The 25,584-nt window shown below is 41.3% G+C and carries 28 protein-coding genes, 3 riboswitches and 1 other annotated feature; of the genes, 7 read left to right on the top strand and 21 right to left on the bottom strand.

The genetic code is table 11. The features are described from left to right. Positions 1-107: 107 nt before the first annotated feature. Positions 108-899 (bottom strand): TerC family protein, encoded by a 792-nt coding sequence (locus ASE42_RS07375; RefSeq protein ID WP_025092318.1) that lies wholly within the window; start codon positions 897-899, stop codon positions 108-110. A gap of 95 nt (positions 900-994) precedes the next feature. Continuing rightward, a riboswitch (yybP-ykoY riboswitch) is annotated at positions 995-1,101 on the bottom strand. A gap of 77 nt (positions 1,102-1,178) precedes the next feature. Beyond that, a complete protein-coding gene (locus ASE42_RS07370; RefSeq protein WP_025092317.1) occupies positions 1,179-1,793 on the bottom strand; it encodes a DedA family protein in 615 nt (204 codons plus the stop codon). Between the two features lie 246 nt (positions 1,794-2,039). On the opposite strand from ASE42_RS07370, the gene ASE42_RS07365 reads away from it, so the two are divergent. Then, positions 2,040-4,460, top strand: coding sequence for an EAL domain-containing protein (locus tag ASE42_RS07365; protein WP_056766273.1), 2,421 nt, complete (start codon positions 2,040-2,042; stop codon positions 4,458-4,460). A 234-nt stretch (positions 4,461-4,694) separates the two neighbouring features. Here ASE42_RS07365 and ASE42_RS07360 read toward each other — a convergent pair whose 3' ends face one another. From ASE42_RS07360 to ASE42_RS19065, 3 genes are all read right to left on the bottom strand, one after another. Continuing rightward, positions 4,695-5,159 carry a MarR family winged helix-turn-helix transcriptional regulator gene (locus tag ASE42_RS07360; RefSeq protein WP_087975546.1) on the bottom strand — a complete coding sequence of 155 codons (465 nt, stop codon included), beginning with the start codon at positions 5,157-5,159 and terminating at the stop codon, positions 4,695-4,697. Between the two features lie 356 nt (positions 5,160-5,515). Then, positions 5,516-5,680 carry a hypothetical protein gene (locus ASE42_RS07355; RefSeq protein ID WP_056766271.1) on the bottom strand — a complete coding sequence of 55 codons (165 nt, stop codon included), beginning with the start codon at positions 5,678-5,680 and terminating at the stop codon, positions 5,516-5,518. A 37-nt stretch (positions 5,681-5,717) separates the two neighbouring features. Continuing rightward, positions 5,718-5,873: a hypothetical protein gene (locus ASE42_RS19065; protein WP_162860201.1), complete on the bottom strand. Its 156-nt coding sequence runs from the start codon at positions 5,871-5,873 to the stop codon at positions 5,718-5,720. A 192-nt stretch (positions 5,874-6,065) separates the two neighbouring features. Between ASE42_RS19065 and ASE42_RS07350 the strand changes: the two genes are divergently transcribed. Next, entirely contained in the window at positions 6,066-6,395 is a 330-nt protein-coding gene (locus ASE42_RS07350; protein ID WP_024424656.1) for a MerR family transcriptional regulator, read from the top strand. A gap of 34 nt (positions 6,396-6,429) precedes the next feature. Here the strand turns inward: ASE42_RS07350 and ASE42_RS07345 are convergent, their stop codons facing one another. From ASE42_RS07345 to ASE42_RS07320, 7 genes are all read right to left on the bottom strand, one after another. Next, entirely contained in the window at positions 6,430-6,828 is a 399-nt protein-coding gene (locus tag ASE42_RS07345) for a hypothetical protein (RefSeq protein ID WP_024426817.1), read from the bottom strand. A 290-nt stretch (positions 6,829-7,118) separates the two neighbouring features. Beyond that, positions 7,119-8,477 carry a magnesium transporter gene (gene mgtE / locus ASE42_RS07340; protein ID WP_024424654.1) on the bottom strand — a complete coding sequence of 453 codons (1,359 nt, stop codon included), beginning with the start codon at positions 8,475-8,477 and terminating at the stop codon, positions 7,119-7,121. A gap of 208 nt (positions 8,478-8,685) precedes the next feature. Further along, positions 8,686-8,850: riboswitch (M-box (ykoK) riboswitch) on the bottom strand. A 133-nt stretch (positions 8,851-8,983) separates the two neighbouring features. Beyond that, positions 8,984-9,124, bottom strand: a complete 141-nt coding sequence (locus ASE42_RS19060; RefSeq protein ID WP_003212346.1) for a hypothetical protein — start codon at positions 9,122-9,124, stop codon at positions 8,984-8,986. 282 nt (positions 9,125-9,406) lie between these two features. After that, positions 9,407-9,925, bottom strand: a complete 519-nt coding sequence (locus ASE42_RS07335) for a PepSY domain-containing protein (protein ID WP_056766269.1) — start codon at positions 9,923-9,925, stop codon at positions 9,407-9,409. Between the two features lie 93 nt (positions 9,926-10,018). Further along, positions 10,019-10,708 (bottom strand): PepSY domain-containing protein, encoded by a 690-nt coding sequence (locus tag ASE42_RS07330; protein ID WP_024424651.1) that lies wholly within the window; start codon positions 10,706-10,708, stop codon positions 10,019-10,021. 66 nt (positions 10,709-10,774) lie between these two features. Continuing rightward, on the bottom strand, positions 10,775-12,124 hold the full coding sequence (locus ASE42_RS07325; protein ID WP_056766267.1) for an ATP-binding protein: 1,350 nt from the start codon (positions 12,122-12,124) through the stop codon (positions 10,775-10,777). Between the two features lie 3 nt (positions 12,125-12,127). Then, positions 12,128-12,814 (bottom strand): response regulator transcription factor, encoded by a 687-nt coding sequence (locus ASE42_RS07320; protein ID WP_024424649.1) that lies wholly within the window; start codon positions 12,812-12,814, stop codon positions 12,128-12,130. A gap of 443 nt (positions 12,815-13,257) precedes the next feature. On the opposite strand from ASE42_RS07320, the gene ASE42_RS07315 reads away from it, so the two are divergent. The 3 genes from ASE42_RS07315 (at position 13,258) to ASE42_RS07305 (ending at position 17,571) form a co-directional block, all read left to right on the top strand. After that, positions 13,258-14,217, top strand: a complete 960-nt coding sequence (locus tag ASE42_RS07315; RefSeq protein ID WP_024424648.1) for a S8 family peptidase — start codon at positions 13,258-13,260, stop codon at positions 14,215-14,217. A 113-nt stretch (positions 14,218-14,330) separates the two neighbouring features. Further along, positions 14,331-14,522, top strand: a riboswitch (cobalamin riboswitch). A 150-nt stretch (positions 14,523-14,672) separates the two neighbouring features. Continuing rightward, the gene (gene metE / locus ASE42_RS07310; RefSeq protein WP_056766265.1) at positions 14,673-16,961 is read left to right on the top strand and encodes a 5-methyltetrahydropteroyltriglutamate--homocysteine S-methyltransferase; all 2,289 of its coding nucleotides are present in this window, start codon (positions 14,673-14,675) and stop codon (positions 16,959-16,961) included. Positions 16,962-17,100: 139 nt separating this feature from the next. Further along, positions 17,101-17,571: a nucleoside deaminase gene (locus ASE42_RS07305; protein WP_024424646.1), complete on the top strand. Its 471-nt coding sequence runs from the start codon at positions 17,101-17,103 to the stop codon at positions 17,569-17,571. Positions 17,572-17,806: 235 nt separating this feature from the next. Here the strand turns inward: ASE42_RS07305 and ASE42_RS07300 are convergent, their stop codons facing one another. Then, positions 17,807-18,226: an organic hydroperoxide resistance protein gene (locus tag ASE42_RS07300; RefSeq protein ID WP_056766264.1), complete on the bottom strand. Its 420-nt coding sequence runs from the start codon at positions 18,224-18,226 to the stop codon at positions 17,807-17,809. Positions 18,227-18,387: 161 nt separating this feature from the next. On the opposite strand from ASE42_RS07300, the gene ASE42_RS07295 reads away from it, so the two are divergent. Further along, the gene (locus tag ASE42_RS07295) at positions 18,388-18,834 is read left to right on the top strand and encodes a MarR family winged helix-turn-helix transcriptional regulator (RefSeq protein ID WP_024424644.1); all 447 of its coding nucleotides are present in this window, start codon (positions 18,388-18,390) and stop codon (positions 18,832-18,834) included. 32 nt (positions 18,835-18,866) lie between these two features. Here ASE42_RS07295 and ASE42_RS07290 read toward each other — a convergent pair whose 3' ends face one another. The 6 genes from ASE42_RS07290 to purU form a co-directional block, all read right to left on the bottom strand. Beyond that, a complete protein-coding gene (locus tag ASE42_RS07290; protein WP_024424643.1) occupies positions 18,867-19,295 on the bottom strand; it encodes an organic hydroperoxide resistance protein in 429 nt (142 codons plus the stop codon). A gap of 170 nt (positions 19,296-19,465) precedes the next feature. Continuing rightward, positions 19,466-19,600 carry a hypothetical protein gene (locus ASE42_RS07285; protein ID WP_024424642.1) on the bottom strand — a complete coding sequence of 45 codons (135 nt, stop codon included), beginning with the start codon at positions 19,598-19,600 and terminating at the stop codon, positions 19,466-19,468. After that, positions 19,590-20,726, bottom strand: a complete 1,137-nt coding sequence (locus ASE42_RS07280; RefSeq protein WP_056766262.1) for a Rap family tetratricopeptide repeat protein — start codon at positions 20,724-20,726, stop codon at positions 19,590-19,592. Before ASE42_RS07280 ends, ASE42_RS07285 begins: the two co-directional genes overlap by 11 nt. A 124-nt stretch (positions 20,727-20,850) precedes the next feature. Continuing rightward, positions 20,851-22,098: a glutamate-5-semialdehyde dehydrogenase gene (locus ASE42_RS07275; RefSeq protein ID WP_025092312.1), complete on the bottom strand. Its 1,248-nt coding sequence runs from the start codon at positions 22,096-22,098 to the stop codon at positions 20,851-20,853. Between the two features lie 12 nt (positions 22,099-22,110). Then, positions 22,111-23,208: a glutamate 5-kinase gene (gene proB / locus ASE42_RS07270; protein WP_024424639.1), complete on the bottom strand. Its 1,098-nt coding sequence runs from the start codon at positions 23,206-23,208 to the stop codon at positions 22,111-22,113. Between the two features lie 55 nt (positions 23,209-23,263). Continuing rightward, positions 23,264-23,482: a binding site (T-box leader), on the bottom strand. Positions 23,483-23,525: 43 nt separating this feature from the next. Continuing rightward, positions 23,526-24,428, bottom strand: a complete 903-nt coding sequence (gene purU / locus ASE42_RS07265) for a formyltetrahydrofolate deformylase (protein WP_024424638.1) — start codon at positions 24,426-24,428, stop codon at positions 23,526-23,528. 161 nt (positions 24,429-24,589) lie between these two features. Here purU and ASE42_RS07260 point away from each other — a divergent pair, with 161 nt between their 5' ends. Next, a complete protein-coding gene (locus ASE42_RS07260) occupies positions 24,590-24,775 on the top strand; it encodes a hypothetical protein (protein WP_024424637.1) in 186 nt (61 codons plus the stop codon). Positions 24,776-24,911: 136 nt separating this feature from the next. Here the strand turns inward: ASE42_RS07260 and ASE42_RS07255 are convergent, their stop codons facing one another. Both ASE42_RS07255 and ASE42_RS07250 read right to left on the bottom strand, forming a co-directional pair. Then, positions 24,912-25,226 (bottom strand): DMT family transporter, encoded by a 315-nt coding sequence (locus ASE42_RS07255; RefSeq protein ID WP_024424636.1) that lies wholly within the window; start codon positions 25,224-25,226, stop codon positions 24,912-24,914. After that, positions 25,223-25,552: a DMT family transporter gene (locus ASE42_RS07250; protein ID WP_025092310.1), complete on the bottom strand. Its 330-nt coding sequence runs from the start codon at positions 25,550-25,552 to the stop codon at positions 25,223-25,225. Before ASE42_RS07250 ends, ASE42_RS07255 begins: the two co-directional genes overlap by 4 nt. Positions 25,553-25,584: the final 32 nt, after the last annotated feature.

The raw sequence follows: 25,584 nt of genomic DNA, 5'->3' as shown, positions 1-25,584 counted from the left end.
CATCTACTTTACAATGTTTCGTCTAAAAGCAAAGAAATAAGGGGGTATCTCCCCCTTATTTGTAATATACGTGTTATGAAAATGAAATGATATTTCTTTCAAAAAACCTACTCTCCCAGGCGTGCCTCTTGCTTCTCCTCGTTTTCCTGCCCGCCTTTTCTTGATGGACTTGATAAAAACCAGCCAAATGCTGCAATTGCGAGAAGCACTGTCCAGAAAATGACTTTCCATAATGCTGAATGGATAAAATGAGACGATACGACCCCAATAGCTGGATGTGACAGTGTATAAAGCGTGAGCTTCACACCCACCCATCCGACAATGACAAATGCTGCTGTTTCTAGGCTCGGTCTTGTTTTGAGCAGTTTCACAAAGACCGTTGCTGCAAATCGCATAATAACAAGACCAATGATACCGCCTAAAAGAATGACAATAAATTGACCGCCATCGAGTCCACCGATTTGCGGAAGACTTGTTTTTGGCAGTGTCACAGCTAAAGCGACGGCCGCTAAAATGGAATCTACGGCAAAAGCAATGTCGGCAAGCTCTACTTTCACGACTGTTGCCCAGAAGCCGCTTTGTTTCACATTTGTTTCAGTTTCCTTTTTCTTAAATACGTGCGATTTTAAAATATGGTGAATGGAAATATAAAGAAGATAAATTGCACCAATGGCTTGAACTTGCCACACATCCACTAAAAACGAAATAAGAAACAGTGAACCAAACCGCATGACAAACGCACCTGCAAGTCCGTAAAACAATGCCTTTTTTCTTTGTTTTTCAGGAAGGTGTTTGACCATCACGGCCATGACCAGCGCGTTATCAGCTGCTAAAATCCCTTCTAATCCAATCAGTACGAGCAGAACCCACCCGTACTCTAAAATAATAGCTGCATCCATCATCATTCCTCCTTGTTTTTATCTATTGTCCCACAACAGACAAAGGCTTATGAATGCAAAAAAGACCTTTGCCTGTAATGGCAAAGGTCTTGCTAGACATGTGATATGTAGAATCATGCCAACAAAGCCGATGAACATCAGTCCATGTAATGACGACTTTGTTTCCGGTAAAAACCGGACGCTACTCCCCTTTGGCGGGATTTAGAATATTTAGATTACTTATATCATAATCAATAGACACTGGATTGTCAACAGCTGACTTTCTGTTCAATCCATTGATTAGGCAGTTGGCGTTTCTGTTTTTCTTTTTCTTCGTTTTATCAATAGGTAGACAACAAACAATAACACAACACCGATCCCAATTGGTAAAAGATAAGGATCTATCATGGCGCCAACCTCTTTCCAATTCTCCCCAAGCATAAACCCAAGATACACATACACAAACGTAATTGGTGTAATTGCCAAAAACGTATACAAGCAAAAGACCCACACATTCATCTTGGCAATACCGCACGGGATGGAGATCAGCGTTCTGACTCCTGGTATGAACCGGCCGCTGAATGCGACGAATCCGCCATGCTTTTCAAAGAAAGCATCCGATTTATCAAGCGACTCAGGTTTTATAAAAAAGTACTTTCCATATTTATTTAAAAAGGGTCTGCCGCCGTAACGTCCTAACCAGTACAAGGTCAAAGGACCAGCCACGCCGCCAATGGAGCCGGCCGCCACAACACCGATAAAAGCCATGTCCCCTTCTGAGACCCAGTAACCCGCAAGAGGCAAAACCACTTCAGCAGGTACAAATTCAATGCATAATGCGAGGAAGATGCCAAAGTATGACAAGTTCTTAAAGGCATCAGCTAAAGAAATAATAAAATCTTCGATGTTTATCAATCCCTTTCACACATAATCATTTGACTGATTCTATCTCTTTTAGAATCACACCATATATTAAACGAATAAAACCGAAGAAACGATTCGATTTTCGTCGTTTTTTTACATTAAATTTGATTTTACTATAAAAGAAGGGTGAAAAAAACGTTGATTGTTGTATTTAAGTGAAGGAAAGGTGAACACAGAAGCCATTCGATCCGATATATTAAGTATATGTCTGTTTTAAAGTACAGGAGGTTTTCTTACATGACCCATTTAACAGGAAGCTACAATGGATGGCTTGTCTTTCTGTCAATCGCTGTCGCCGCTGTCGCCTCCTACTCAGCTCTTCATATAGCCAGCAGGGTAGCACAGTCAAGCGGTGCAAAGAAAAAGGTATGGCTGCTCATTGGTGCAATGATCATGGGAATGGGGATATGGTCGATGCATTTTATTGGCATGATGGCATTTCAAATGCGTGTTGGCATCACATATGATACATCCTTACTGATTCTATCGATTTTGGCCTCATTTATCGGATCCTTGATCGCTTTTTCAATATGCATTCAAAAGCAGCTCTCTAGAAGACGGCTGCTCATTAGTTCAATCACCATGGGTTCAGCTATTTGCAGCATGCATTATCTTGGAATGGAATCAATGGCCAATGTCTCAATCAGCTATGATCCAGTCCTCTTTTTTCTTTCGTTTTTCATTGCTGCCATTACCTCCTACTTCTCATTGAAACTCTTCTTTCTTGTTGACCGCAAGAAAAGTAAACGGGAGAATTATCTTTTAAAGAGTCTTGGTTCAATGTTGATGGGCGGTGCTATAGCAGGTATGCATTATACTGGTATGGCTGCCTCTACCATGTTTTATCATTCAAATGGACAGGCTGCTATAGGTGGATCTCTTGAAATGTCGCCATTCAGTCTGTCGATTTTTGTCGGCTTAATGACACTTATAGTCCAAACACTGATGATTTTTGGTGCCTATATTGATCACCGGATCATGACGCAGTCAGATCAGCTGAAAGAAAATGAACAGCGGTTTCAATCGCTTATCAAACATAATATAGACGGGATTATCGTGTTATCTGTCGATCGAAAGGTTCTTTCTGCAAATGACTCTGGTAAACAAATCTTAGAGTTGTACAATTCTAAGATTGGTGATGATGTCAGCCAATATGTGATGCCGACTGAGTTGTGGGAAGAATTTATTTCTCAGTCAAAAAAAGCTATCACACGTGAAGCAGAACTGAAAACAGCAGATCGTTTTTATTATTATCATGTCACTTACATACCTGTTCATGTGAACAATTCACTCGACAGCATTTATCTTGTTTTAAAAGATTTAACGCAGCAGCGGATTGCAGAAAAAGAAATTCATGTGATGGCACATTATGATGCACTAACAGAGCTTCCTAACCGCCGCCACGGCATCAATCATTTAAATGATGTTCTCTCCGCTCAAGAAAAGTCAAAAACGTCAACAGCGGTTCTGTTTCTGGACTTAAATCGTTTTAAAATTATTAATGATGCACTCGGGCATAACATAGGAGATTTACTGCTGAAAGCTGCCGCAAACAGACTGACGCAATGTTTACCGGACAATGGCTTTATCGCAAGACTTGGCGGTGATGAATTTTTAATGATCTTTCCCCACATGGATCATGATACACATAAAATCGAACAATTTTCTAAAAATATCATGTATCAATTTGAACGTCCTTTTTTCATCCAGAACCATCAACTCATTACGTCAATCAGCATTGGGATCGCCATCTCTCCGCAAAATGGCAAAGACGGGATGGAGCTGATGAGAAAAGCCGATATGGCTATGTATTTATCCAAAAAACATAAGCAAAGCCGTTATGAGTTCTTTACCGAATCCATGGAAAGATTAAGTGAGGACAGGTTAAACCGGGAGCTGGAGCTGAGGGATGCCATTCAAAGAGAGCAATTTGTCCTTCACTACCAGCCGCAAGTCAGTGCCAAAACAAGAAAGATGACTGGGGTTGAAGCCCTTTTGAGAATGAAGGCACCAGATGGTTCCTTAAAATCACCTGAGGCTTTTATTGAGCTGGCAGAGGAATCAGGTCTGATCATTGATATTGGCAGATGGGTCATTGATACGGCTGGCAAGCAGGCAAAAATGTGGTATGACGATGGTCTGAAAATTCCTGTGGCTGTCAATTTATCTGCGAAACAATTCAATTCTGAAGACTTAATTGATTTGATCAAGCTCACACTGAAAAAATACGACCTGAAACCGTCACTCTTGGAGCTTGAAGTCACAGAAAGTATGACAATGGACAATATCAAGCAATCAAAACAGGTGTTAACGTCGCTAAAACAACTTGGCGTCCGCATTAGTATTGATGATTTCGGTACAGGACACAGCTCATTAAGCTATTTAAAGGATTTACCGATTCATCGACTGAAAATTGATAAATCCTTTATTGAGGACATTTTAAGTGATTCAAAATCTGAACAGATTACAGGGGCTATTATAGCGATGGGACACCAATTATCTCTCGAAGTGATAGCAGAAGGTGTTGAAACGTTTGCACAGGCTCAGCTATTATCTGCCCAGGGCTGTGACGACCTGCAGGGGTTTTATTATGCCAAACCGCTGCCAGCAAGCGATATTGAAAAATTCATCGCCTATCCGGCGCTGCTTGACACATAAAAAAGGTGCCAATGATGGCACCTTCCAGCGTGCAGACAAACCCTCGCATTCGGTGTCAGTCCTGCGTGCCGGTGCTCACGTATGCTCAATTCGCTGCGCTCCGGTACTCGTCCTTCCTAGACTTCAAAGGTTTTCTGTCACGCTGAGCTGAGAAGAAGACAAAGGGCTAAAATAAAGATCACTTTAGCCCTTTGTCAACAATTTAAAAGGTGCCAATGATGGCACCTTTTCGTTTTATCTAAATAATAAATGCTGACTGTGAATACCTGCTTTTTTCAATAGACTAATCAATTGCTCTTGCTCTTCACGCGTCAGACCAGAGAATGCACGCGCAATTCGAAGAGAGTGGATCGGATAAATCTTGTCAAGATAGCTTCGCCCTTTTTCCGTTAAATGGGCATAAACCGACCGTTTATCCTTGGGGTCCTGTTCTCTTTCAATGAAACCATTTCGTTCTAATTTGTCAATTACGTACGTCACATTCCCGCTGACTAGCAGGAGTCTTGAGCCGATTTGCTGAAGCTTTTGAGCACCTCTTGTGTAGAGCAATTCAAGAACGGCAAATTCAGTTGGATTAAACCCATGCTCTTTGCTGTCTCTAATACTGTGTTCTGAAACGCTTTTAAATGCTCTTGCAAAAACCTTGTAAAGCGTCATTGAGCGTTCTACTTCTTCTTCATTAAACGATAGTCTCATCACATATCTACCTCTTATAATATTTTTTTAACTTCAAGGCTGTCTTGCGGTGCAGTTGGAGCCTTTCGTAAAAAATAGAAGTACGTTTTTGAAAACCCTTTCAACCACATAAGTGACTCCATTCGTGTTATGTATAAGGTTTCGATATAAACTTTTAAAATCCTTCTTATTTTTCACAATCATCTCGAAAAAAAGCTTTTTCAGCAAACCATCAAGATGCGACACACTTTAACAAAATCTGTAAAGAATCTATAGTTTCTTGCACTTCATTCGCCAAATTTCTACAAAATTCAATATTGCTATAATATTAAACAAAAAAAAGAACCCTTTATGTGACATACGCACATTTCAAGGGATTTTTACAGACAGCGTTCTGTTTTGTTGAAAAAGAAATGATACTCTTTTTTTAAGTCACTAATTGTCATGTTCTTGGCCTCATCAGGGCTGTAAACCCCTAATGAACATAGCTGCTTCGTATAATAATGTCTTTCCTTTGCTAAAGCTTCTTTTAATATACGCCGCACCGATTATCCCTCCTATCAAGTGATTTGGATCGGGTGCTTATGAAGACTTCTTATACAAATCATTTTGTATGGCTCTTAGAAGCGCATGTGCATTCTGACCTGCAGCCTGCATGAATTGCTCGAGCAATTCATCCCTCTTCACATCTAATGCGATGATTTCTTTTGCCATACGAATGATCTGTGCTTCCTCCATCATATGCTCCTCCTCCTATGTCAATTCACCATGATTATATGCCGCCGTAAGATGTATTGCACACTCTCTGTAATCTTTCCTCCCATGGTTTTTTCATTTTTTTCGTTTTTGTGTTATATTTTCTAACAAACGATAGGTTTTTTCACTTCTCGTTCTATATAATATGAAGAAAAGACTTGCAGGGGTGAGTATATGACGCAGGAAGATGTATCTTATAAAGATAAAAAAGTCATTTCAATCGGGATTGTCAGTGAGCTAACAGGGCTTTCCGTCAGGCAAATCCGATATTATGAGGAACGTAAACTCATTTACCCCCAGCGCTCAACAAGAGGCACACGGAAATATTCTTTTGCAGATGTTGAACGTTTGATGGACATCGCCAATAAACGGGAAGACGGTGTGCAGACAGCTGAAATTTTAAAAGACATGAAGAAAAAAGAACAAGCGCTAAAAAGCGGACAATTTAAGAAAAAAATGCTGGAAGGTCAGATTAACGCACACTTTCGGTATAAAAATCGTTAAACAAAAAAAGAATCGCTCTTTTGAACGATTCTTTTTATTTAGAGGAAGCTTCAGTACCTTCTACAACCCCTACAAAGTCAATCAGCACGCCACCTCTTTCAGGATCTTCTTTCACCCGCAGGGCAAGTGCCTTTTTCTTCCCGGTTTTTGCATCTTCGTAATTCGCATGGAACACATGAATGCTGGCTTCTTCCAATTGAAAATCCTCATAAGAAAGCGTGTCTATGCCCCATTCTTTTTTCAGTTTCAGAATGTCATCCGGGCTCGGGACCGCACCTTCGACGTAGATATCTTCCATTTTTCTTTTATTTCCTTCGGTGATGGCTTCAAGCATATGCTCTGCAGCCACTAGCCTTCGGTCTTTCCCCTCGTCCTCCCTTTGACATGCACTCAGCAAAAACATACACATCAAAACGAATAAGAATTTCTTCATGTTTCTCTCCCACCTTCTCCTTAAAATGTAAAGGATGAAAGCGCTATATGCAATCTTTATACAAAAAAAGCCTGTAAAACGTCATGTTTTACAGGCTTAGATTGCGGACAAAGGATGGTCCTTTGTCTACCTTTCAGCGCGATCTGAAAACCTTTGAAGTCAAGGAAGAACGAGTACCGGAGCGGAGCGAATTGAACATTCGTGAGCACCGGCACGCAAGGACTGACACCGAATGCAAGGGTTTGTCAGCGCGCTGACACTGCAAAACGTCATGTTTTACAGTCTTCTTGCTACATAAGTGTATGAAGGAACGCTGTCGCAATACCAAAATAGATAAGCAATGATAAAATATCGTTCAATGTTGTAATCAGCGGCCCAGATGCAATCGCAGGATCGACGTTTAATCTGTGTAAAATAATAGGCACGATCGTACCTGCCATCGTTCCAATAATCAGTGTGGCAAGCAGTGAGGAACCGACAACAAATCCTAAAATCATATTGCCCTGCCACACCATTGCGACGACTGTAATAATGATGGAACAGACAATCCCAATGTAAATACTTGTTCGGAGCTCTCTAAAAATCAGGCGCATAATGGTTTTTTTCGTTAATTCTTCTTTTGAAAGCCCTCTAATGACGACGGCAAGCGACTGTGTGCCTGTATTCCCTGTCATTCCTGCAATCATTGGCATGAAGAAGGCTAAGGCGACGACTTGCTGAAGGGTATCTTCAAAGTAATTTAAAATACTGCCTGAAATCAGCCCAATGAATAAGAGTAAAATGAGCCACGGGAGACGGCGGTATGCCGCAACAAAAGCGGGCGTGTCAAATGTAATATCTTTACCAGAGGCAGCGAACTTCTCATAGTCTTCTCCTGCCTCTTGAATGACGACATCAATGATATCATCGACTGTGACGATTCCAACCAGGACATTGTTCTCTTCTACAACAGGAATGGCCAGAAAATCATACCGTTCAATCAGCTTTGCGATTTCTTCCTGATCTTGAAAAGCTCCAACGGCAATGACTCTTGTAAACATAAGATCCTGCACTTTTTCATCTGGTTCACCTAAAATGAGATCCCGGTACGACAGAACCCCTACAAGCTGCTTTTGATCATTAATGACATATAAATAGTTGATCGATTCTGCAATTTCAGCAAAGCTTTTCAGCTTTACAACTGCGTCCTGAACCGTATAGTGCTGAGGAATCCAAACGTACCGGTTGGTCATGATCCGGCCTGCTGTCTCAGCAGGATAATTCATGAGAAGCTGGACGGCCTTTGATTCCTCCGCCTCCATGTTTGATAAAAGCTGGTCTTTCAGCTCATCATCCATTTCATCAAACAAGTTGGCTAGGTCATCGTTATCCATTTTGTTTGTGACGAAGGTGGCTTTGTCTTTTCCTACTTTTTCAAGCACAATTTCTTGGTATTCGCGCTCAAGCTCACCCATCATTTCCGTCACATCATCGATTGTTAAAAAGCTGAGGAAACGGCCTCGGTGTTTTTCTGGAAGTTCTTTAAATAAATAGGCCATATCATATGGCTGAAGTTCTTCCATAATGTTTTTAAATTCTTTGCGTTTGCCGTCTCTTAATAAAATAATGATTCTTAAAATGAGTTCATCGTACGTAATGTTCTGTATCATCGCTGTTACCTCCCCAAAGTCAGGAGATACCCGAATCCCTTAGAATGTGCGGGGGTCAGGATCTCCTCTGTCTGATGCGTCAATCTGATCTTTTGACATACTCTTTATGTGTCTCGAATCGGGATGATCCATCCCCACACCTCCTTTTCTCATAAAAAAGCACCTTCAACCGAATGAAGGCGCTTTGTAAGCATGACAAAATAAACACTTGCTCCTTCAATCGTAGAGCTTTAGCACTGTATGGCATAGGATCAAATCCAGCTGCATTAAAAATCACCTTATGTCGATGATTTCTGTTGACCCATTGGCGTCTTTGGACATTTTTGGGCAGCAGCGTATCTCCATACAGGAGCCTCACCTAACGAAGTCTCATATTGTTAACACACTGAGATTACAGAAAAAGCGGAATGATGTCAATAAGCAAGATGCCAAGTATCCTTATGTATTCGCTTACTTTTCAAAAAAAGAGCGATAAACAGCTCAGCCATCGCCCTTTTCATGTCTTTTTATTCCTCTTCCGGCTGATTCATATCCTCTTGGGAGAGGAGATGAAAGGAATCATGCAAAAACAAAGCATATCCTTCTCCATCAGGATGCGGAACGTATTCCGCGTGATCCATTGTTTGCTCTTCTTCTTTTTTCTTCATATTCTCTCGCCTCCTTTCCCGTAGTTTGTCCCAATGAAAAAACCTTACACATGAAAGTGTAAGGTTTGCAGATTGTTGACAAAGGGCTAAAATGATCTTTATTTTAGCCCTTTGTCTTCTATTCAGCGTGATAGAAAACCTTTGCAGCCCTAGGAAGGGCGAGCACCGGAGCGGAGCGAATGAAACATTCGTGAGCACCGGAGCGCAGATCTGACACCGAATGCGAGGGTTTGTCTACACGATGAAAACCTTACACATGAAAGTGTAAGGTTTGGTCATAGCTTAATCATCCCATTCTTGCTTCAGGATTTTGCCTGTTTTAGCGAAAATCTCAAAATCAACTTCCTCGCCGCTTGGTGTTGTGATTTCAATTTCGTAAATGTACACACCATTTTCTTTATCTAGATCAGAATCTGTGACTGTGCCTTTTACTTTTGCAAGAGCAATTTTTTCAGCCTGTTTTTTCGTGATCTTCACGTTCTGTTTCTTTTCTTTGACTGGATCATTCAGCGCTTTTCCAGTTTTTGCATCGACATATACTTTATATTCAAAGCCGCCTTTTTTGATCTCGACCTCATACACCCATTTTCCTTTTTTACGCTCAAGATCCACATCATCCACATAGCCTTTCACCACTTTTAAGGCTGCTTTTTCAGCTTGTTTCTTTGAAACAAATGACGATTTCTTTTGCACGACTTGCTCGGCGTTTGCTGTTTGATTTGTATTTTGCGCTTGAAGTGTGAAACCACCTGCGACAAGAGTTCCCGTTAATGCTGTAGCTACTAGTACTTTTTTCATCATGTTCATTTCCTCCTCTGTTTGATTTCTTCTATATCTTAAGAAAACAAGATGATAAAGGAAGGAAAGAAACATGAGAATATCATGAGAAAAGGATTAGTTTTCGTACGTAATGCCCTCAATGTCTCCTGTATAGGCGTTCACAAGCACCTCTGCCTCTCTGCCGTCAGGCAAATCCAGCTCCACCTCAAATACGAGCATACCGCTGAATGTTTCAAGATCAGCATCATCCACTGTTCCGCCAACTTCTTTGACGGCAATTTGGATGGCTTCCTCGACGGTGATTTTCGTGAGCTTCTTTTCTTTAGAGGTTGGTTTTTTCTTTTCTGCTTCAAGCACCTTAAATGACTGTTTGCCGACCTCAACTTGATACAATTCTTTTTTTGATTGGATGGTAAAAATGAAACGATCTGACGTCTCCTTTTTTTGAATGACGGTTCCGCTCACCTTTTTAACAGCCGCCTCTTCCGCCTGGAGCTCAGCATTTTTTTCATTTGGCTTCTGATAGCTTTTTAACTGTCTAATTTCTTTCATTTGACCGCTTGCAGAAGATGCAATGATTTGATAGATGCCATTTGCATTTTCGAGCGTCATTGTGTAGTCCTGTTTATGATTGATTAAATCAATATGTGTAATGTTTCCATTATAGTCTTTTGAGATCATTTTTTTCATTTCTGCTTCACTTAATATTTTTTGATCAATGGTTTGGATCATGAGCATTGCAAAGGCCGCAAGAATCACAAGACATCCTGCGAGCGCAAGCACCATTTTCGTTTTTCTAGACATGCAGCGCCTCCTTCCTATTTCCTATTTTATAAGGAGGAAATGAGAAATTGATGAGAAAAGACCCATTTATTTCTGAAAAAGAATGGTCATGGCTGTTCCTTCGCCGATACGGCTGTCTACCTTCAGCTCGGCTTCATGTTCTTCTGCAATTTGCTTCGCAATTGAAAGACCGAGTCCGGTTCCGCCCGTCTCACTGTTTCTCGCTTCATCCACACGGAAAAAGCGGTCAAAGATTTTCGGCAGATCCTCTTCTTTTATGCCAATTCCTTGATCAATCACTGAAATAAATGGCTTGTCTCCTGCCCATCCGCAGGTCACATCAACTGGCTCTCTGCTATATTTGACCGCATTATCAATTAAGATAGTCAAGAGCTGTTTGATTTTCTCTTCGTCTCCTTCTGCGATCAGCGGCTGATCTGTCTGCACATGAGATTGAATCGTTCGATTGGTGGCCACTTCAAGTGTATGGCATAGCTGCTTGCACAAATGACCAAGATCAACCGGCTTCATATCCAAGTATAACGGCTGGCCGTTTTTCGCCAATGTCAGTAATTGATCTGTCAGTCTTTTCATTTTTTTCGCTTCATCATGAATCGCTTGGGAGGATTCTTCTACAACCTCTGGACGTGTTTGCCCCCAGCGTTTGAGTAAATTGCTGTAGCTCATAATGACGGTAATCGGTGTCTTCAATTCATGGGAGGCATCATGCAAAAATTGCTGTTCTTTTTCATAATGCTTCTCGAGAATCTCGGACATTTCATTAAAGGTTTGTCCCATTTGATATAGTTCATCCTTTGAATCGCCTGTTAATTCAATTCGTTTAAACGCCTTCTCTTTCATACTTGCCTTCATGGTACTCGTCATTCTGCTAATCGGCCGGACAATTTGCTTTGTTAAAACGTGGCCTGCAAAATAGGAAAGCACAATAAACAAAACGCCGGTAGCGATTAAAATCATTTTTAGTAACGCTAAGTTCTCTTCCGTATTTTCGATTTCTTCATATACTTGAAGCGACATAATCTCACCATTTGTCCAAATGACCGGAATAGCAGCGAACGCAATCATATGCTTATTGTATTCTTTGATTTCTGCTGTCTGGCCAGATTCGTATGTAAAAGGCAGTGAGCTAAACGTTGATTCCTTTGTGACAGTCAGTTTTGACTCTCCCGTTTCTGTCACGACACGGATCATACCATTTTGAGGCAGGTACGCCTTCAGCAGCTCCGAGGACGGAAGACCCTCTTCCTCTGATTTTTTTAAAGCAATCGCAATATTTTCAGCCACCTCAGACAAGCGGGACATATCTTTTTGCGTCAAGGTCATCGAAAAAATAAAATAAATGGCTGTATGAAACAAGAGCACCATTAAAAACAAAGACAACGACGTATAAAGCTGAATCTTATTTTTTAATCTCATTCTTTATCCTTTCATCACATAACCCACACCTCTCACTGTGTGAATCAGCTGTTTTTCGAATGGGTAATCGATTTTTTTCCTTAAATAACGGATATAGACATCTACCACGTTTGTATCACCGAAATAATCAAAACCCCAAACCGCTGTTAAAAGCTGATCTCTTGTGAGCACTTGCTGCTGATGGTTCAGTAAGTGAACAAGCAGGTCATATTCTCTCGGTGTGAGTTCAAGCATTTGCCCAGCCCTTTGTATTTCTCTTGTTTTCTCGTTGACCGTTAAGTCTGCTATGCTCAGCTCTGTCTCCTTTTCTTCTTGTGCATGTATATTCAACCTTAGCTGTGCACGAATTCGTGCTAATAATTCTTCTATATCAAAAGGTTTTGTTATATAATCATTCGCCCCAAGATCGAGCCCGCTAACTTTATCAGGAACACTTCCCCTTGCTGTAATCAAAATAATAGGTGTCGCTGTATTTGTCTTTCGAACCCTTCTCAGCACTTCAAGCCCGCTTAACTCTGGAAGCATGACATCAAGCAGAACCAAATCGAAGCTATCTTCTTCAAGAGCCTGAAGCCCATCTATTCCTGTCTCTTTGACTGTCACCTCATATCCTTCATATTCAAGCTCAAGTGACAGCACCCTTGCGATTTTCTTTTCATCTTCGACTACGAGTATCTTCCCTTTGTTCATCTCTATCTCTCCTATCTAAAAGGCAAGCTTGTCTTTCCATTATTATATGTTGCCTTTCTTATTTGGAACAGTCACAATCTTCACATCTATTTTTTTATGGAGGGAATTATTTTTGAGAAAAAACATTTAACTTGAGCCTACTTCTCAAGTTGTTACTTCATCTCATTATTTTTTAGTCTGCCGCTTTTAGTTCTATTCACCCATTTTCATCTGTACAGGTGCAACCTCACTATGCAGCATTTCCTTCTTTTTCATATGATATCAAGAGTTTTCTTCAAAAGGTGAGCTCTTTCGTCAATATGTGAGGAGAACTGCACTTTTGATAATAGATTGATTATTTGAAAAATTATTACAATTGACCCTTTCCGATCAAAAGTTTCTTTTATACAATAACATTATGCAGCCTGAATCTACTTTGAAAACAAAATAAGGAGGGCTTTCTTATGAAAGGTGAAATTCGCTTAATTCCGTATGAAGTAAAAGCCAATGTGATGGAAGCGAAAGAGACGCCGGAAAGTATTCAGGAGATTAAAGCACCCGAACTTTGGTCAAGTGGCTTCAAAGGAAAAGGCATAACCATTGCTGTCCTTGATACAGGCTGTGACACAGAGCATCCCGACTTAAAAGATCAGATTATCGGTGGGAAGAACTTTACCGATGATGACGATGGAGATGCTGAAAATGTAAAAGACTACAATGGGCATGGTACCCATGTAGCAGGAACGATTGCCGCAACCGATCAAAATGGCGGAATTTTAGGGGTTGCCCCTGAAGCCAAGTTGCTCATCGTGAAAGTTCTTGGCGGTGAAAATGGCAGCGGAAAATATGAGTGGATCATTGATGGCATCAACTATGCCGCAGAGCAGAAGGTTGATATTATCTCCATGTCTCTCGGTGGTCCAAGCAATGAGCCTGCCCTGCAAGAAGCCATTCAAAATGCGGTAAAAAGCGGTGTGCTTGTTGTGTGTGCAGCAGGAAATGAAGGGGACGGGGACGAGCGTACGGAAGAGTTCTCCTACCCAGCAGCATACAATGAAGTCATTGCCGTCGGTTCTGTTTCCCTTGCTAGAGAATCCTCTGAATTTTCTAACGCCAATAAAGAAATCGACCTCGTCGCTCCAGGAGAAGACATTTTATCCACTCTTCCTAACCATAAATATGGCAGGCTCACAGGGACTTCAATGGCTGCCCCTCACGTAAGCGGTGCACTAGCCATTATTAAAAATGCCGAAGAAGAAGCGTTCCAGCGCAAGCTGACAGAGCCTGAGGTTTATGCTCAGCTTGTCAGAAGAACCCTTCCATTAAAACAGTCGAAAGCCCTTGTAGGGAATGGATTTTTATATTTAACTGCACCTGATGTCCTTTTAGAAAAAACATTGGAAGCAGATCTTTTATCTCTATAGCTTAAATAGAGGTCCTGAGAAAAGATAGAATTTTCTCAGGATTTTTTTAATTAAAATTATTCAAAATTTACTTTGACGAAATGAAGTGAACGTTATATAATCGAACACAATAAATTCATAGTTTGAGAGTCGGTAATTCGATTACACGTCGAATTTTAATTGGGAAGACCGGTGAAAATCCGGCGCGGTCCCGCCACTGTGAGTGAGGAGAGCTTTTCTCAGGAATCCACTGTCATTAGGATGGGAAGGATGAAAAGCTTGCAGATTCACCAGCCAGGATACCAGCCGCTCTATCACATCAAACCCCCCTACGGTTGATAGGAGATGTCGGAAAAGCGTCAGTGATACTCACGCCTTATTTCGCACACACATTTTGTCTTTTAAACCAGACATTTACCTCATCAATCATGATCATGAGCGTAAATGTCTTTTTATATTTAGAGGAGGAATTGGAATTGACAATTGTTAAAACAAGTAATCTAGGCTTTCCGCGAATTGGTTTAAACAGAGAATGGAAAAAAGCACTTGAGTCTTACTGGAAAGGTCAAACAGACCGCGAAACCCTCTTAAGCACACTGGATGAACAATTTTTAACTGCCATTAAAACACAAATCGATCAACAAATTGATGTTGTTCCTTCTGGAGACTTTACCTTCTATGATCACGTGCTGGATACCGCTGTTATGTTCAATTGGATTCCAGAGCGCTTCCGCAGCTTAAAAGACCCGCTAGATACATACTTCGCGATGGCAAGAGGAACAAAAGATGCCGTCTCAAGTGAAATGACAAAATGGTTTAATACAAACTATCACTACATCGTTCCAGAATACGAAAAAAGCACAGAATTTAAACTCACACACAACAAACCGCTTGAAGCTTACGAAAAGGTGAAAAAGGCGTTTGGTGTTGAAACAAAACCGGTTGTACTTGGTCTATATACATTTGTCTCACTTTCTAAAGGTTATGAAGCAAATGAAGTAAAAGAAATCCAGCAGCGTCTAGTGCCGCTTTATACTCAGCTTTTAAAAGAACTTAAAGAAGCAGGCGTCAAATGGGTTCAAATTGATGAACCTGCACTTGTCACAGCTTCCAGTGAAGACGTAAAAGCCGTAAAAGAAATCTATCAAACGATCAAAGAAGCCGTACCTGGGTTGAACATTCTTCTTCAAACATACTTTGATTCAGTAGATGCGTATGAAGAGCTTGTCACATATCCTGTTGAAGCAATCGGTCTTGATTTTGTCCATGATCAAGGGCGCAACCTTGATCAAGTGAAAAAGCACGGCTTCCCGAAAGATAAAATTTTAGCAGCAGGCGTCATTGATGGAAGAAATATTTGGAGATCAGACCTTGGCGAAAGATTATCCTTTATTTCTGAAGTCATTGCTGACGTTCAGCCGAAAGAAGTATGGCTGCAGCCATCAAGTAGCTTACTGCATGTGCCAGTTGCCAAACACCCAAGCGAACAGCTTGAAGAAAAACTATTAAACGGACTGTCTTATGCCACTGAAAAGCTGGCTGAATTGACACTGCTAAAAGAAGGTTTAACAAAAGGAGCAGCTGCCATTGATGCTGATATTAACGAAGCAGCACAAGCACTTCTTACCTTAAAAGAGTTCGCAAAAGGAACAAATGCGGATCTAACAGCGGAACGCAACAATCTTTCATCGAAAGATTTTAAACGTCCAGCTGCCTTTGAAGAACGCCTTCGTATCCAAAACGAATCTCTTGAGCTCCCGCTTCTTCCAACAACAACAATTGGCAGTTTCCCGCAGTCTGCCGAAGTGCGCAGTGCTCGTCAAAAGTGGCGCAAAAATGAGTGGACAGATGCAGAGTACGATGAGTTTATTAAGAAAGAAACAAAACGATGGATTGATATTCAAGAAGAAATTGGTCTGGATGTGCTCGTACATGGGGAATTTGAACGTACAGACATGGTTGAATACTTCGGCGAGAAGCTAGCCGGATTTGCCTTTACAAAATTTGCTTGGGTTCAATCCTATGGATCACGCTGCGTGAAGCCGCCAATCATTTATGGAGATGTAGAGTTTACAGAGCCAATGACAGTGAAAGAGACAGTTTACGCACAAAGTTTAACAAAGAAAAAAGTCAAGGGCATGCTGACAGGACCTGTTACCATCTTAAACTGGTCTTTCCCAAGAACGGATATCTCTCGCAAAGATATTGCTTTCCAAATCGCTTTCGCTTTGCGTAAAGAGGTAGAAGCTTTAGAAGCAGCTGGTATTCAAGTGATCCAAGTGGATGAGCCTGCGCTAAGAGAAGGACTTCCGCTCAAAGAAAGTGATTGGGCAGAATATTTAAACTGGGCAGCAGAGTCATTCCGTTTATCCACATCATCCGTTCAAAATGAAACACAAATTCATACACATATGTGCTACAGTAACTTCGAGGATATTGTCGATACAATCGAAGACTTGGATGCTGACGTGATTACAATTGAACATTCACGCAGTCATGGCGGATTCCTCGATTACTTAGAAAAACACCCGTATTTGAAAGGACTTGGACTAGGTGTTTATGACATCCATAGCCCGCGCGTTCCATCTGTTGAAGAAATGAGCAAAATTATTGATGATGCGCTGAACGTTTGTCCAACAGATCGCTTCTGGGTGAATCCGGATTGCGGTCTAAAAACTAGACAAGAGCCTGAAACCATTGCTGCTTTGAAAAACATGGTCACAGCTGCTGAAGTCGCTCGTAAAAAGCTGGCGCAGCACGCTTAATTGAATGTCTCTCCCCTGCTGAACTCGGCAGGGGTTTTTTATGCGCAAATTGGCCTGTTCGATCTCCTGCTATGATGATTTCTTTTCTAGCATGATTCGTTTATACTAGAGAAGTCAGTCGAACAAAGGGAGGAAGACAATGAATCACGAAGATTTTTTACAACGCGCAATTGATCTTGCAGTAGAAGGAGTCAATAGTGGTACTGGCGGCCCTTTTGGAGCAGTCATTGTCAAGGATGGTCAGATTATTGCAGAGGGCAGCAACAACGTGACAACGAGTAACGATCCAACCGCACATGCAGAAGTCACAGCCATTCGCAAAGCGTGCCAAACTCTACATACATACCAATTAGAAGATTGCATTCTATACACAAGCTGCGAGCCTTGTCCGATGTGCCTTGGCGCTATTTACTGGGCTAGACCAAAAGCTGTGTATTTTGCTGCTGGACATCAGGATGCAGCGGATTCTGGTTTTGATGACTCATTTATTTATGAAGAAATCAACAAAGAATACGAATCAAGAAATATACCATTTTACAAGCTGACACCTCAAAAAACCCTTGCACCATTTGAAGCATGGGAAGCATACGATAAAAAGAAAGAATATTAAAAAAAGACACCTGCTCGTAAGCAGGTGTTGCGGATTGTTGACAAAGGGCTAAAATGATCTTTATTTTAGCCCTTTGTCTTCTTTTCAGCGTGATAGAAAACCTTTGCAGCCCTAGGAAGGACGAGCAGCGGAGCGGAGCGAATTTGACATTCGTGAGCACCGGAGCGCAGACCTGACACCGAATGCGAGGGTTTGTCTACACGCTGGACACCTGCGGGTAAGCAGGTGTCTTCTACTATTCCTCCGCCACTTCAAGCTCTACTTCAATGTTCCCTCTTGTTGCTTTTGAATATGGACAGAATTCATGTGCAGCATGGACAAGCTCTTTCACTTTGTCATGATCATGACCTTTCGCAGACACAATCAGCTTTACGCCAAGCTTAAAGCCGCCGTCGCTTTCATCTTTTAAAAGACTGACATGTCCTTCTACTTCCGATTCTATTTCTATCCCTTGCTTCTTCGCTACGTGCTCAAGTGCTCCTCCGAAACAAGCTGCATAGCCTGCTGCAAATAATTGCTCTGGGTTTGTACCAGTCTCTCCATCTTTCTTTGCGTTAGGCATGACAATGTTATGGTCGAGCACACCATCCTCTGAACGAACATGTCCAGCTCTTCCATGCTGCGCCTTTACTTTTGCTGTGAATAATGGTTTCATCTTCATCTCCTCCTTCATCTATTCATCCTTTTCACGTTCTATTCATTTCTCAAACATTTATCGCACATTGAAGAATTTTTCATTTTTCGTCTGTATTTATTTTAAAAAGGAAGAAAATCTTATACAATGATAAGTATGACAAAAAATAGTTGGTGACTGACATGACAAATGAATTTGAACATATGAAGCTGGAAAATCAGCTTTGTTTCTTGTTATATGCAAGTTCACGAGAGATGACGAAGCAGTATAAACCGTTGTTAGAAGAATTAAACATTACGTACCCGCAATATTTGGCACTGCTTTTATTGTGGGAGCATGGAACATTAAATGTGAAAACGATGGGAGAGCTTCTCTATTTAGACTCCGGTACACTCACGCCCATGCTGAAACGAATGGAGCAAAATGGACTCATTATCCGAGAACGTTCGAAAGAGGATGAGCGGTCTGTACAAATTCGTTTAACGGAATATGGAGAGCAGCTAAAAGAAAAGGCCACTGCGATTCCGTCTCACATGCTGACTGGGACAGGCAGATCGGAAGAAGAGCTAAAAACACTGCGTGCCTCTTTACATGAGCTTTTGCAAAATTTAACACAATCAAAAGGCTGAGGGAACATTCCCTCAGCCTTTTATAATGTCTATTATTGTGCGACAGCTACTAGTTCTACTTCGATGTTTCCTTGAGTTGCTTTTGAATATGGGCAAACGCCGTGTGCTTTATGAACAAGTTCTTCTAATGCTGACTGCTCAATTCCAGTTCCTTTTACCTCTAATTGAACGCCTAGTTTGAAGCCGCCATCTGAACTGTCTTTTAATAAGCTGACATGTGCTGTAACTTCACTTTCAAAGCGAATACGCTCTTGTCTCGCTACCATTTGAAGGGCTGAATCAAAACATGCAGAGTAGCCTGCTGCGAATAATTGCTCTGGATTTGTTGCTTTTTCAAGTTTTTTTGCTCTTGGTGTTCCAGGCATTGCTACATCATGTTCAAGTACACCATCTGTTGAAACAACCTTACCTTCTCTTCCTCCGACAGCTGATACCGTTGCTGTAAATAAAACGTCTGACATGAATATAACCCTCTTTCTCTCCAATAATGTTTTCTACAATTGAATTGTACACAATTTAAATTACAGAGTCAATCAATAAATACTCTTTTTTAAGTTTTCCTGCCTGAACCCTTTTTATGAGTATGTCCGGAAATTGTTAGGCAGTAAAAAAAGCCCTTTAAAAAGGGCTTTTAGATCGTGTCATGCTGCGGATTCGGTTGTTCTAGCGTATGGTTTCTGTTATCTGGGTCGGCATTTGCTGCTGCCAGCCACAATGCCATAATGGTGATGCTTGTACAGACGACTGCCCATTTTTTAAAATTCATATAAACAATCCCCTCTCTGAATATAGATTCGAGCATGTTCCGCTTCCCCATAGAACATGGAAGATTTTTCATAATCCCCCATTTCATTATAATACTTTGCGGTATCTAATGCCAGCTCCTCTATATCTGGATATGCATAGGCAGACTCTAAAAAATGGAAAATTCGTTTAATATGCTCAGCATCTTGTCTTAAATACAATGCTTCTAGAAATATGGTTTTCTGAATATGAATGTCATCTTGAAGAGCTTCTGCTCTCTTCATACATTCTTCTCTGTAGTGTAATGCTTCTTCGTGTTTTCCTTGTTTGTATAATATCTGAGCGGCTGTATAAAGAGGGTCTATAGATCGACGAAGATGATCGGATTGATTTTGATCAAATAACGAGATGGATTCTTTCATTAATTCGAGTGCGCGGCCCAAGTCTCCCATTCGGTAATAACTGTTGCCCATATTAAACAAAGAGGAGGCAATAAAACGCACATTTTGAAACTCTCTTGATCTCGCAAGTGCTCTTTCGAGATGTGGTAATGCTTTTTCATGCCTTCTCATATCATCGTAGTTACCGGCCACAATAAATTCACACTGAATCGTGCGAAGCGCATACAGTTCATGCTGAACATAAACATCCAGCGCTAGTTTAGCATGGTGCATCGAGATATGAGTTTGTTTCATGTGATAATATATTTCTGACATTTTAAAATGAAATTCCGCACGTTCAATATCATCTGATACAAAAGAAAGCTTATGCTCTGCCTTTTGATAAGACGATATGGCAGCAATATACTCCCTCCGCCCGAATTCATACATGCCTCTAAAAAAATGATAGTAGTATTCAAGCATGCCTGTGACATGCGTTTGATGCTCATCTATTTCTTTCGAAAGCTCGGAAAAGTTGGCGCGAAGCTTTCCTTCCTTTAATGGCTTTAAATAATCGAGCATGACCTCATGCCTAAATTCCATTAAAGAAAAATAGAGAAGCAAATTCTGATCTTCTTCCATTGAATCAAGAGAGGTGCGAATTTCCTGCTTTAACAGTTCTGCTTGTTCGGAATCAAATCTGCGGATTAATTCATACCACTTGTTGATTTTCACTCCAATATCCGAAGAGGGAATGATTTTCGCCATACGTTGCCTTCTCCAATCTTCTCAAAATATAAAACATTACCATATTTTATCATACTTGACCGGAGAAATACAAAAATGAAAGGAAAAAGAGAGCCTGTTGTCACAAGACTCTCTTTTAAATTCGTTATTCTCTTATTTGTCCTTGACCACGAATGACAAATTTTTCAGACGTTAAGGCTGGCAGACCCATTGGCCCTCTTGCATGAAGTTTTTGCGTACTAATTCCTATTTCCGCTCCATAGCCAAATTCAAATCCATCTGTGAAACGAGTAGAAGCATTATGATAAACAGCGGCAGCATCGACAGCTGTTAAGAAAAGGGCTGCATGCTCATCGTTTTCCGTAATGATCGCTTCAGAGTGCTTAGAGCTATATGTTTGAATATGCTTAATCGCTTGTTCTATGTTTTCTACAATTTTAATACTGACGATCGGTGCTAAAAACTCCGTTGCATAGTCCTCATTTGTCGCTAATGCAGCACTAGGAGCAAGCGCGCAAACGGCTTCATCACCGCGTATTTCTACCCCATTGGATTGAAGGGCTTCAAATAAGGAAGCACCGTAGTTGTTTGCCCATGTTTTATGAATGACAATGCTCTCGATCGCATTACAAACAGAAGGTCTTTGAGTTTTGGCATTCAGCACAATCCGCTCAGCCATTTCGTTTTTCGCTGTTTCATCAATGTAGATATGACAATTTCCTGCACCTGTTTCAAGCACCGGCACAGTTGACTCTCTCACGACAAGATCAATTAAATTCTTCCCGCCGCGCGGAATGAGGACATCCAGGTATTCATTTAAAGTGAATAGCGTTTTCGCCGTTTCACGGCCAGTATCTTCAATTAATTGCACACTGTCTACTGGAATATCCGTCGTATGAAGCGCTTCATGAATCACCTTTACAATCGCTTTATTACTATGAATAGCAGAGGAGCTTCCGCGCAGAATCACAGCATTCCCAGTTTTCAAGCAAAGGGTCGCAGCATCGACTGTCACGTTTGGTCTTGCTTCATAAATCATTCCAACCGTTCCAAGCGGTACACGAACCTTTTCGATGAACAGACCGTTTTCTTTTTGAATGGTTTCTAACGTTTCACCAATTGGATCTTTTAGCTGAATGAGTTGAAGGGTCGCATCTGCAATGGCTTCAATTCTCTCTTCCGTGAGTGTGATCCGGTCAATGACAGATGGCGTGAACTGCTTTTCCTCAGCAGCCTGAACATCTTTTTGGTTCTCTTCTATTAAATAAGCTGAAGATGCTTTTAGTGCACTGGCAATGGCGTGCAGGGCAGCATTTTTTTGTTCCGTCGTTTTTAGAAGCAGCTGATCTTTGGCTGCACTTGCTTTTTTTGCTTTTTCAAGAACTTCATTCATCGTATTCCCTCCTCAGTTTTGTACATGCTGTACCCAGTGATCTCGGTGTATGACCTCAGGCTTCTCTTTTGCAAGCTCGTCACTTCGCATTCCTTTAATGCCGAGAAGCTCATCGGAGGCGTACAAGGTTTGTCCCTTACCAACTAATCCGTTTGGACCGACGACTTCTACGACTTCTCCTTTAGAAAAGTCACCAGCGACATCAATAACTCCTGCCGGAAGAAGGCTTCTGCCATTATGCAAAATCGCCGCTTCCGCTCCTGCATCAATCATGATCTTCCCAGAGACCGGTGAGTGGAATTGAATCCATTGACGGCGGTTGTTCACAGCTGATAAATCCTGTTCACCGATATACGTTCCGTCGCCTTGACCCGCAAGTATGCGAAGCAGCTTGTCTTCCCCAGTGCCTGTGCCAATGAAGACTTTCACGCCAAGTGAAAGTGCCGTTTGTGCAGCTGAGAGCTTCGATTTCATTCCGCCTGTTCCAACCTTTGAACCGGTGCTCTTTGCATATGAAAACAATTCTTCTGAAATGTGGGTCAGGACATCAAATCGCTTCGCCTCAGGATGCTCATTTGGATTTGCATCATAAATGCCATTGATGTCTGTTAATATGATCAATTGGTCTGCATGAATTAATCCACTGACAAGAGCTGACAGCATGTCATTATCCCCAAAGGTAAGCTCCTCGATGGAGACTGAATCATTTTCGTTTATGATCGGCAAGATTTTTCTTTCAAGCAGCTCCATCATCGTTGCGTACGCATTTCGATATCTTGTTCGATCTGAAAAGTCATTACGTGTTAAAAGCATTTGAGCAGGTGTCATATGAAACTGTGAAAAAAGCTCTGTATATTTCTGCATTAACAAACCCTGTCCAACGGCGGCAGCTGCCTGTTTCCCCTTTAAGGTCACAGGTCTTGATGGATAGCCTAAACTGCCAAATCCTGCTGCAACGGCTCCTGATGAAATTAAAATGATTTCATGACCTGCTTCTTTGAGCTTTGCTATGGCTCTTACATGATCCTGCATCTTTTGTTCATCAATGGCTCCTTTTTGCTCTGTTAATGAACTGCTGCCAATTTTTATGACGATCCTTTGCTTTTTCATCCTTGATTCCCTCCGCTATACCTTTAGGCACAAAAAAATCCCTATTTCTCCTTATGTAAAGGACGAAAAGGGATTTTCCGTGGTACCACCTTCATTGAATAAGCATGCAATCTGCTTATTCCACTCAACTCCTGTAACGCCAGGCACGCGCTTAGATTTTTCCTCTAAGGCTCAAAGGGCAGGTTCAGCAGCTGTCTGCGGCAAATGTTTCAGCACATCATTTGCTCTCTTTACGCATCAGTTCCTGCTTACTATTCCTTTTCAACGCTCGTTAATTTTTTTATATTATCACCAATTGCTAAAGAAAAGTCAAGCGGTCAATTAAAGACAATCGTTTTATTCTCATGAACAATAATGCGATCTTCAAGGTGCCATTTGACAGCACGTGCAAGCACACTGCGCTCAATTGTCCGGCCAATATTTTTTAGGGCTTCCGCATCATCCCGGTGATCGACCCGCTCAATATCCTGTTCAATGATCGGGCCTTCGTCTAAATCATTGGTGACATAATGAGAAGTCGCACCAATTAATTTGACCCCCCGCTCATATGCCCGCTTGTATGGGTTTGCACCAATAAACGCTGGCAGGAAGGAATGATGAATATTAATGATTTTGTTCGGATGCTCTTCAATGAATCCAGGCGTTAAAATTTGCATGTATCTAGCAAGCACAACCACATCAATGTCGTACTCTTCTAATAAGGCGAGCTGCTCTTTTTCAGCTTCTTTGCGAATGTCTTTGTTCGCCTTTACAAAATGGAATGGGATTCCAAGCGATTCTACTGTATCTTTTGCCGTTTCATGATTGCTGATCACAACTGCGATTTCAGCCATTAAATTTCCGCTTTGCCATTCCCACAGAAGCTCATGCAGACAATGAAGCTCTTTTGAGACAAAGATTGCCAGCTTTTTAAGCTCACTTGCACGCGACATGCTCCACGTCATTTGAAATGATGCTGCGATTGGCTCAAAACTATTTTTCAATTGATCCATATTCGCCGAGATGTCTTTCCAATCAAATTCAATTCTTAAAAAGAACCGGCCGCTTTCATGATCGGTTGTGTATTGGCTCGATTCAATGATGTTCGCTCCGTGCTCAAATAAAAAGGAAGAAACAGCTGATACAATACCAGGCTGATCTGGGCAGCTGACAAGTAATCTGCCTTTTTGCTCGTGCTTTTGTCTGTGTAATTCAAGTTTCTCTGTAATCAATGTTCTCATGTATCATGACCTCATTTGCGTTTTCATTCTAATGAAATATTATACTGGACTGGAAAGAGAAAAAGCAATGAAGAGTCCATTTTTTATTGAATATTCATTCAATTCTGCACCTAGCATGATATAATGTGAGTAGACCTTTTATCACAAAAGGAGTGATGGAGATGAAAAGCATGACTTTGTTTGGTAAAGTGAGCTTTTGGCTCGGCATCGTATGTCTGATCACAGGTATTTATCTTTTTATGGCCGGTGAGAGACTCATTCCTTTGCTCACATTTGGTGTCTGTTTTCTTCTAGTGAGTCAGCTTTACCGCAAAAATGAAAACGATTCCAATCATCATTCGATGTAACAAAAAAGGGCTAAAATGATTTTTATTTTAGCCCTTTTTCTTCTTTTTCAGCGTGATAGAAAACCATTGCAGGTCTGACAAAGAATGCGTGGGTTTGTCTACATTCTGAGGCTGGCAGACAGATGACAGCCTTTTCTTATTCAATGATTTTTAACCCGACCGCCGCAGATAAAATCAGTGCGATAAAGAATATACGTTTTGCGTCCTTCGACTCACCGTAAAACAGCATGCCGACAATGGCTCCTCCAGCAGCTCCAATGCCAGTCCAAATGGCGTATGCCGTTCCCATCGGAATTGTATTCATCGCAAGAGAGAGCATGAGAAAGGACAGCGAAAATCCAGCTGCAATGAATAAAATCCATTTGACATGCCGGTCTTTCTGGAATTGATTCATCATGGTGACACAAAGCATTTCTAAAATGCCTGCACCAATGAGTAAAAGCCAGCTCATGATTCAGTCTCTCCTTTCTTTTCACCTGTGGTTAGTTTAAGCCCTAATACACCACTTAAAAGCACCATGATTAAAAGTAATTTCACTAGCTGTACTGGCTCTCCCAGTACCATACCTACTATGACAGTACCTGCTGTCCCAAGTCCGGTGAAAACGGCATAAAGTGTGCCAACTGGCAGTACAGTCGTGGCTTTCAGGAGTAAATAAAAGCTCACGACAATACAAACGATGGTTGCGGCCCATTCCAATAAAGAGTCAGCATATTTCAACCCCATCACCCAGCCAACTTCAAAGATGGCTGCAATCAATACATTTCCCCATTTCATCCGATTCTCTTCCTTTCTGAACGATTCCAAGC

Source organism: Bacillus sp. Root920 (genome assembly GCF_001429445.1).
Taxonomy (GTDB): Bacteria; Bacillota; Bacilli; order Bacillales; family Bacillaceae; genus Bacillus; species Bacillus safensis.
This window is presented reverse-complemented; position numbering and strand designations above follow the sequence as displayed.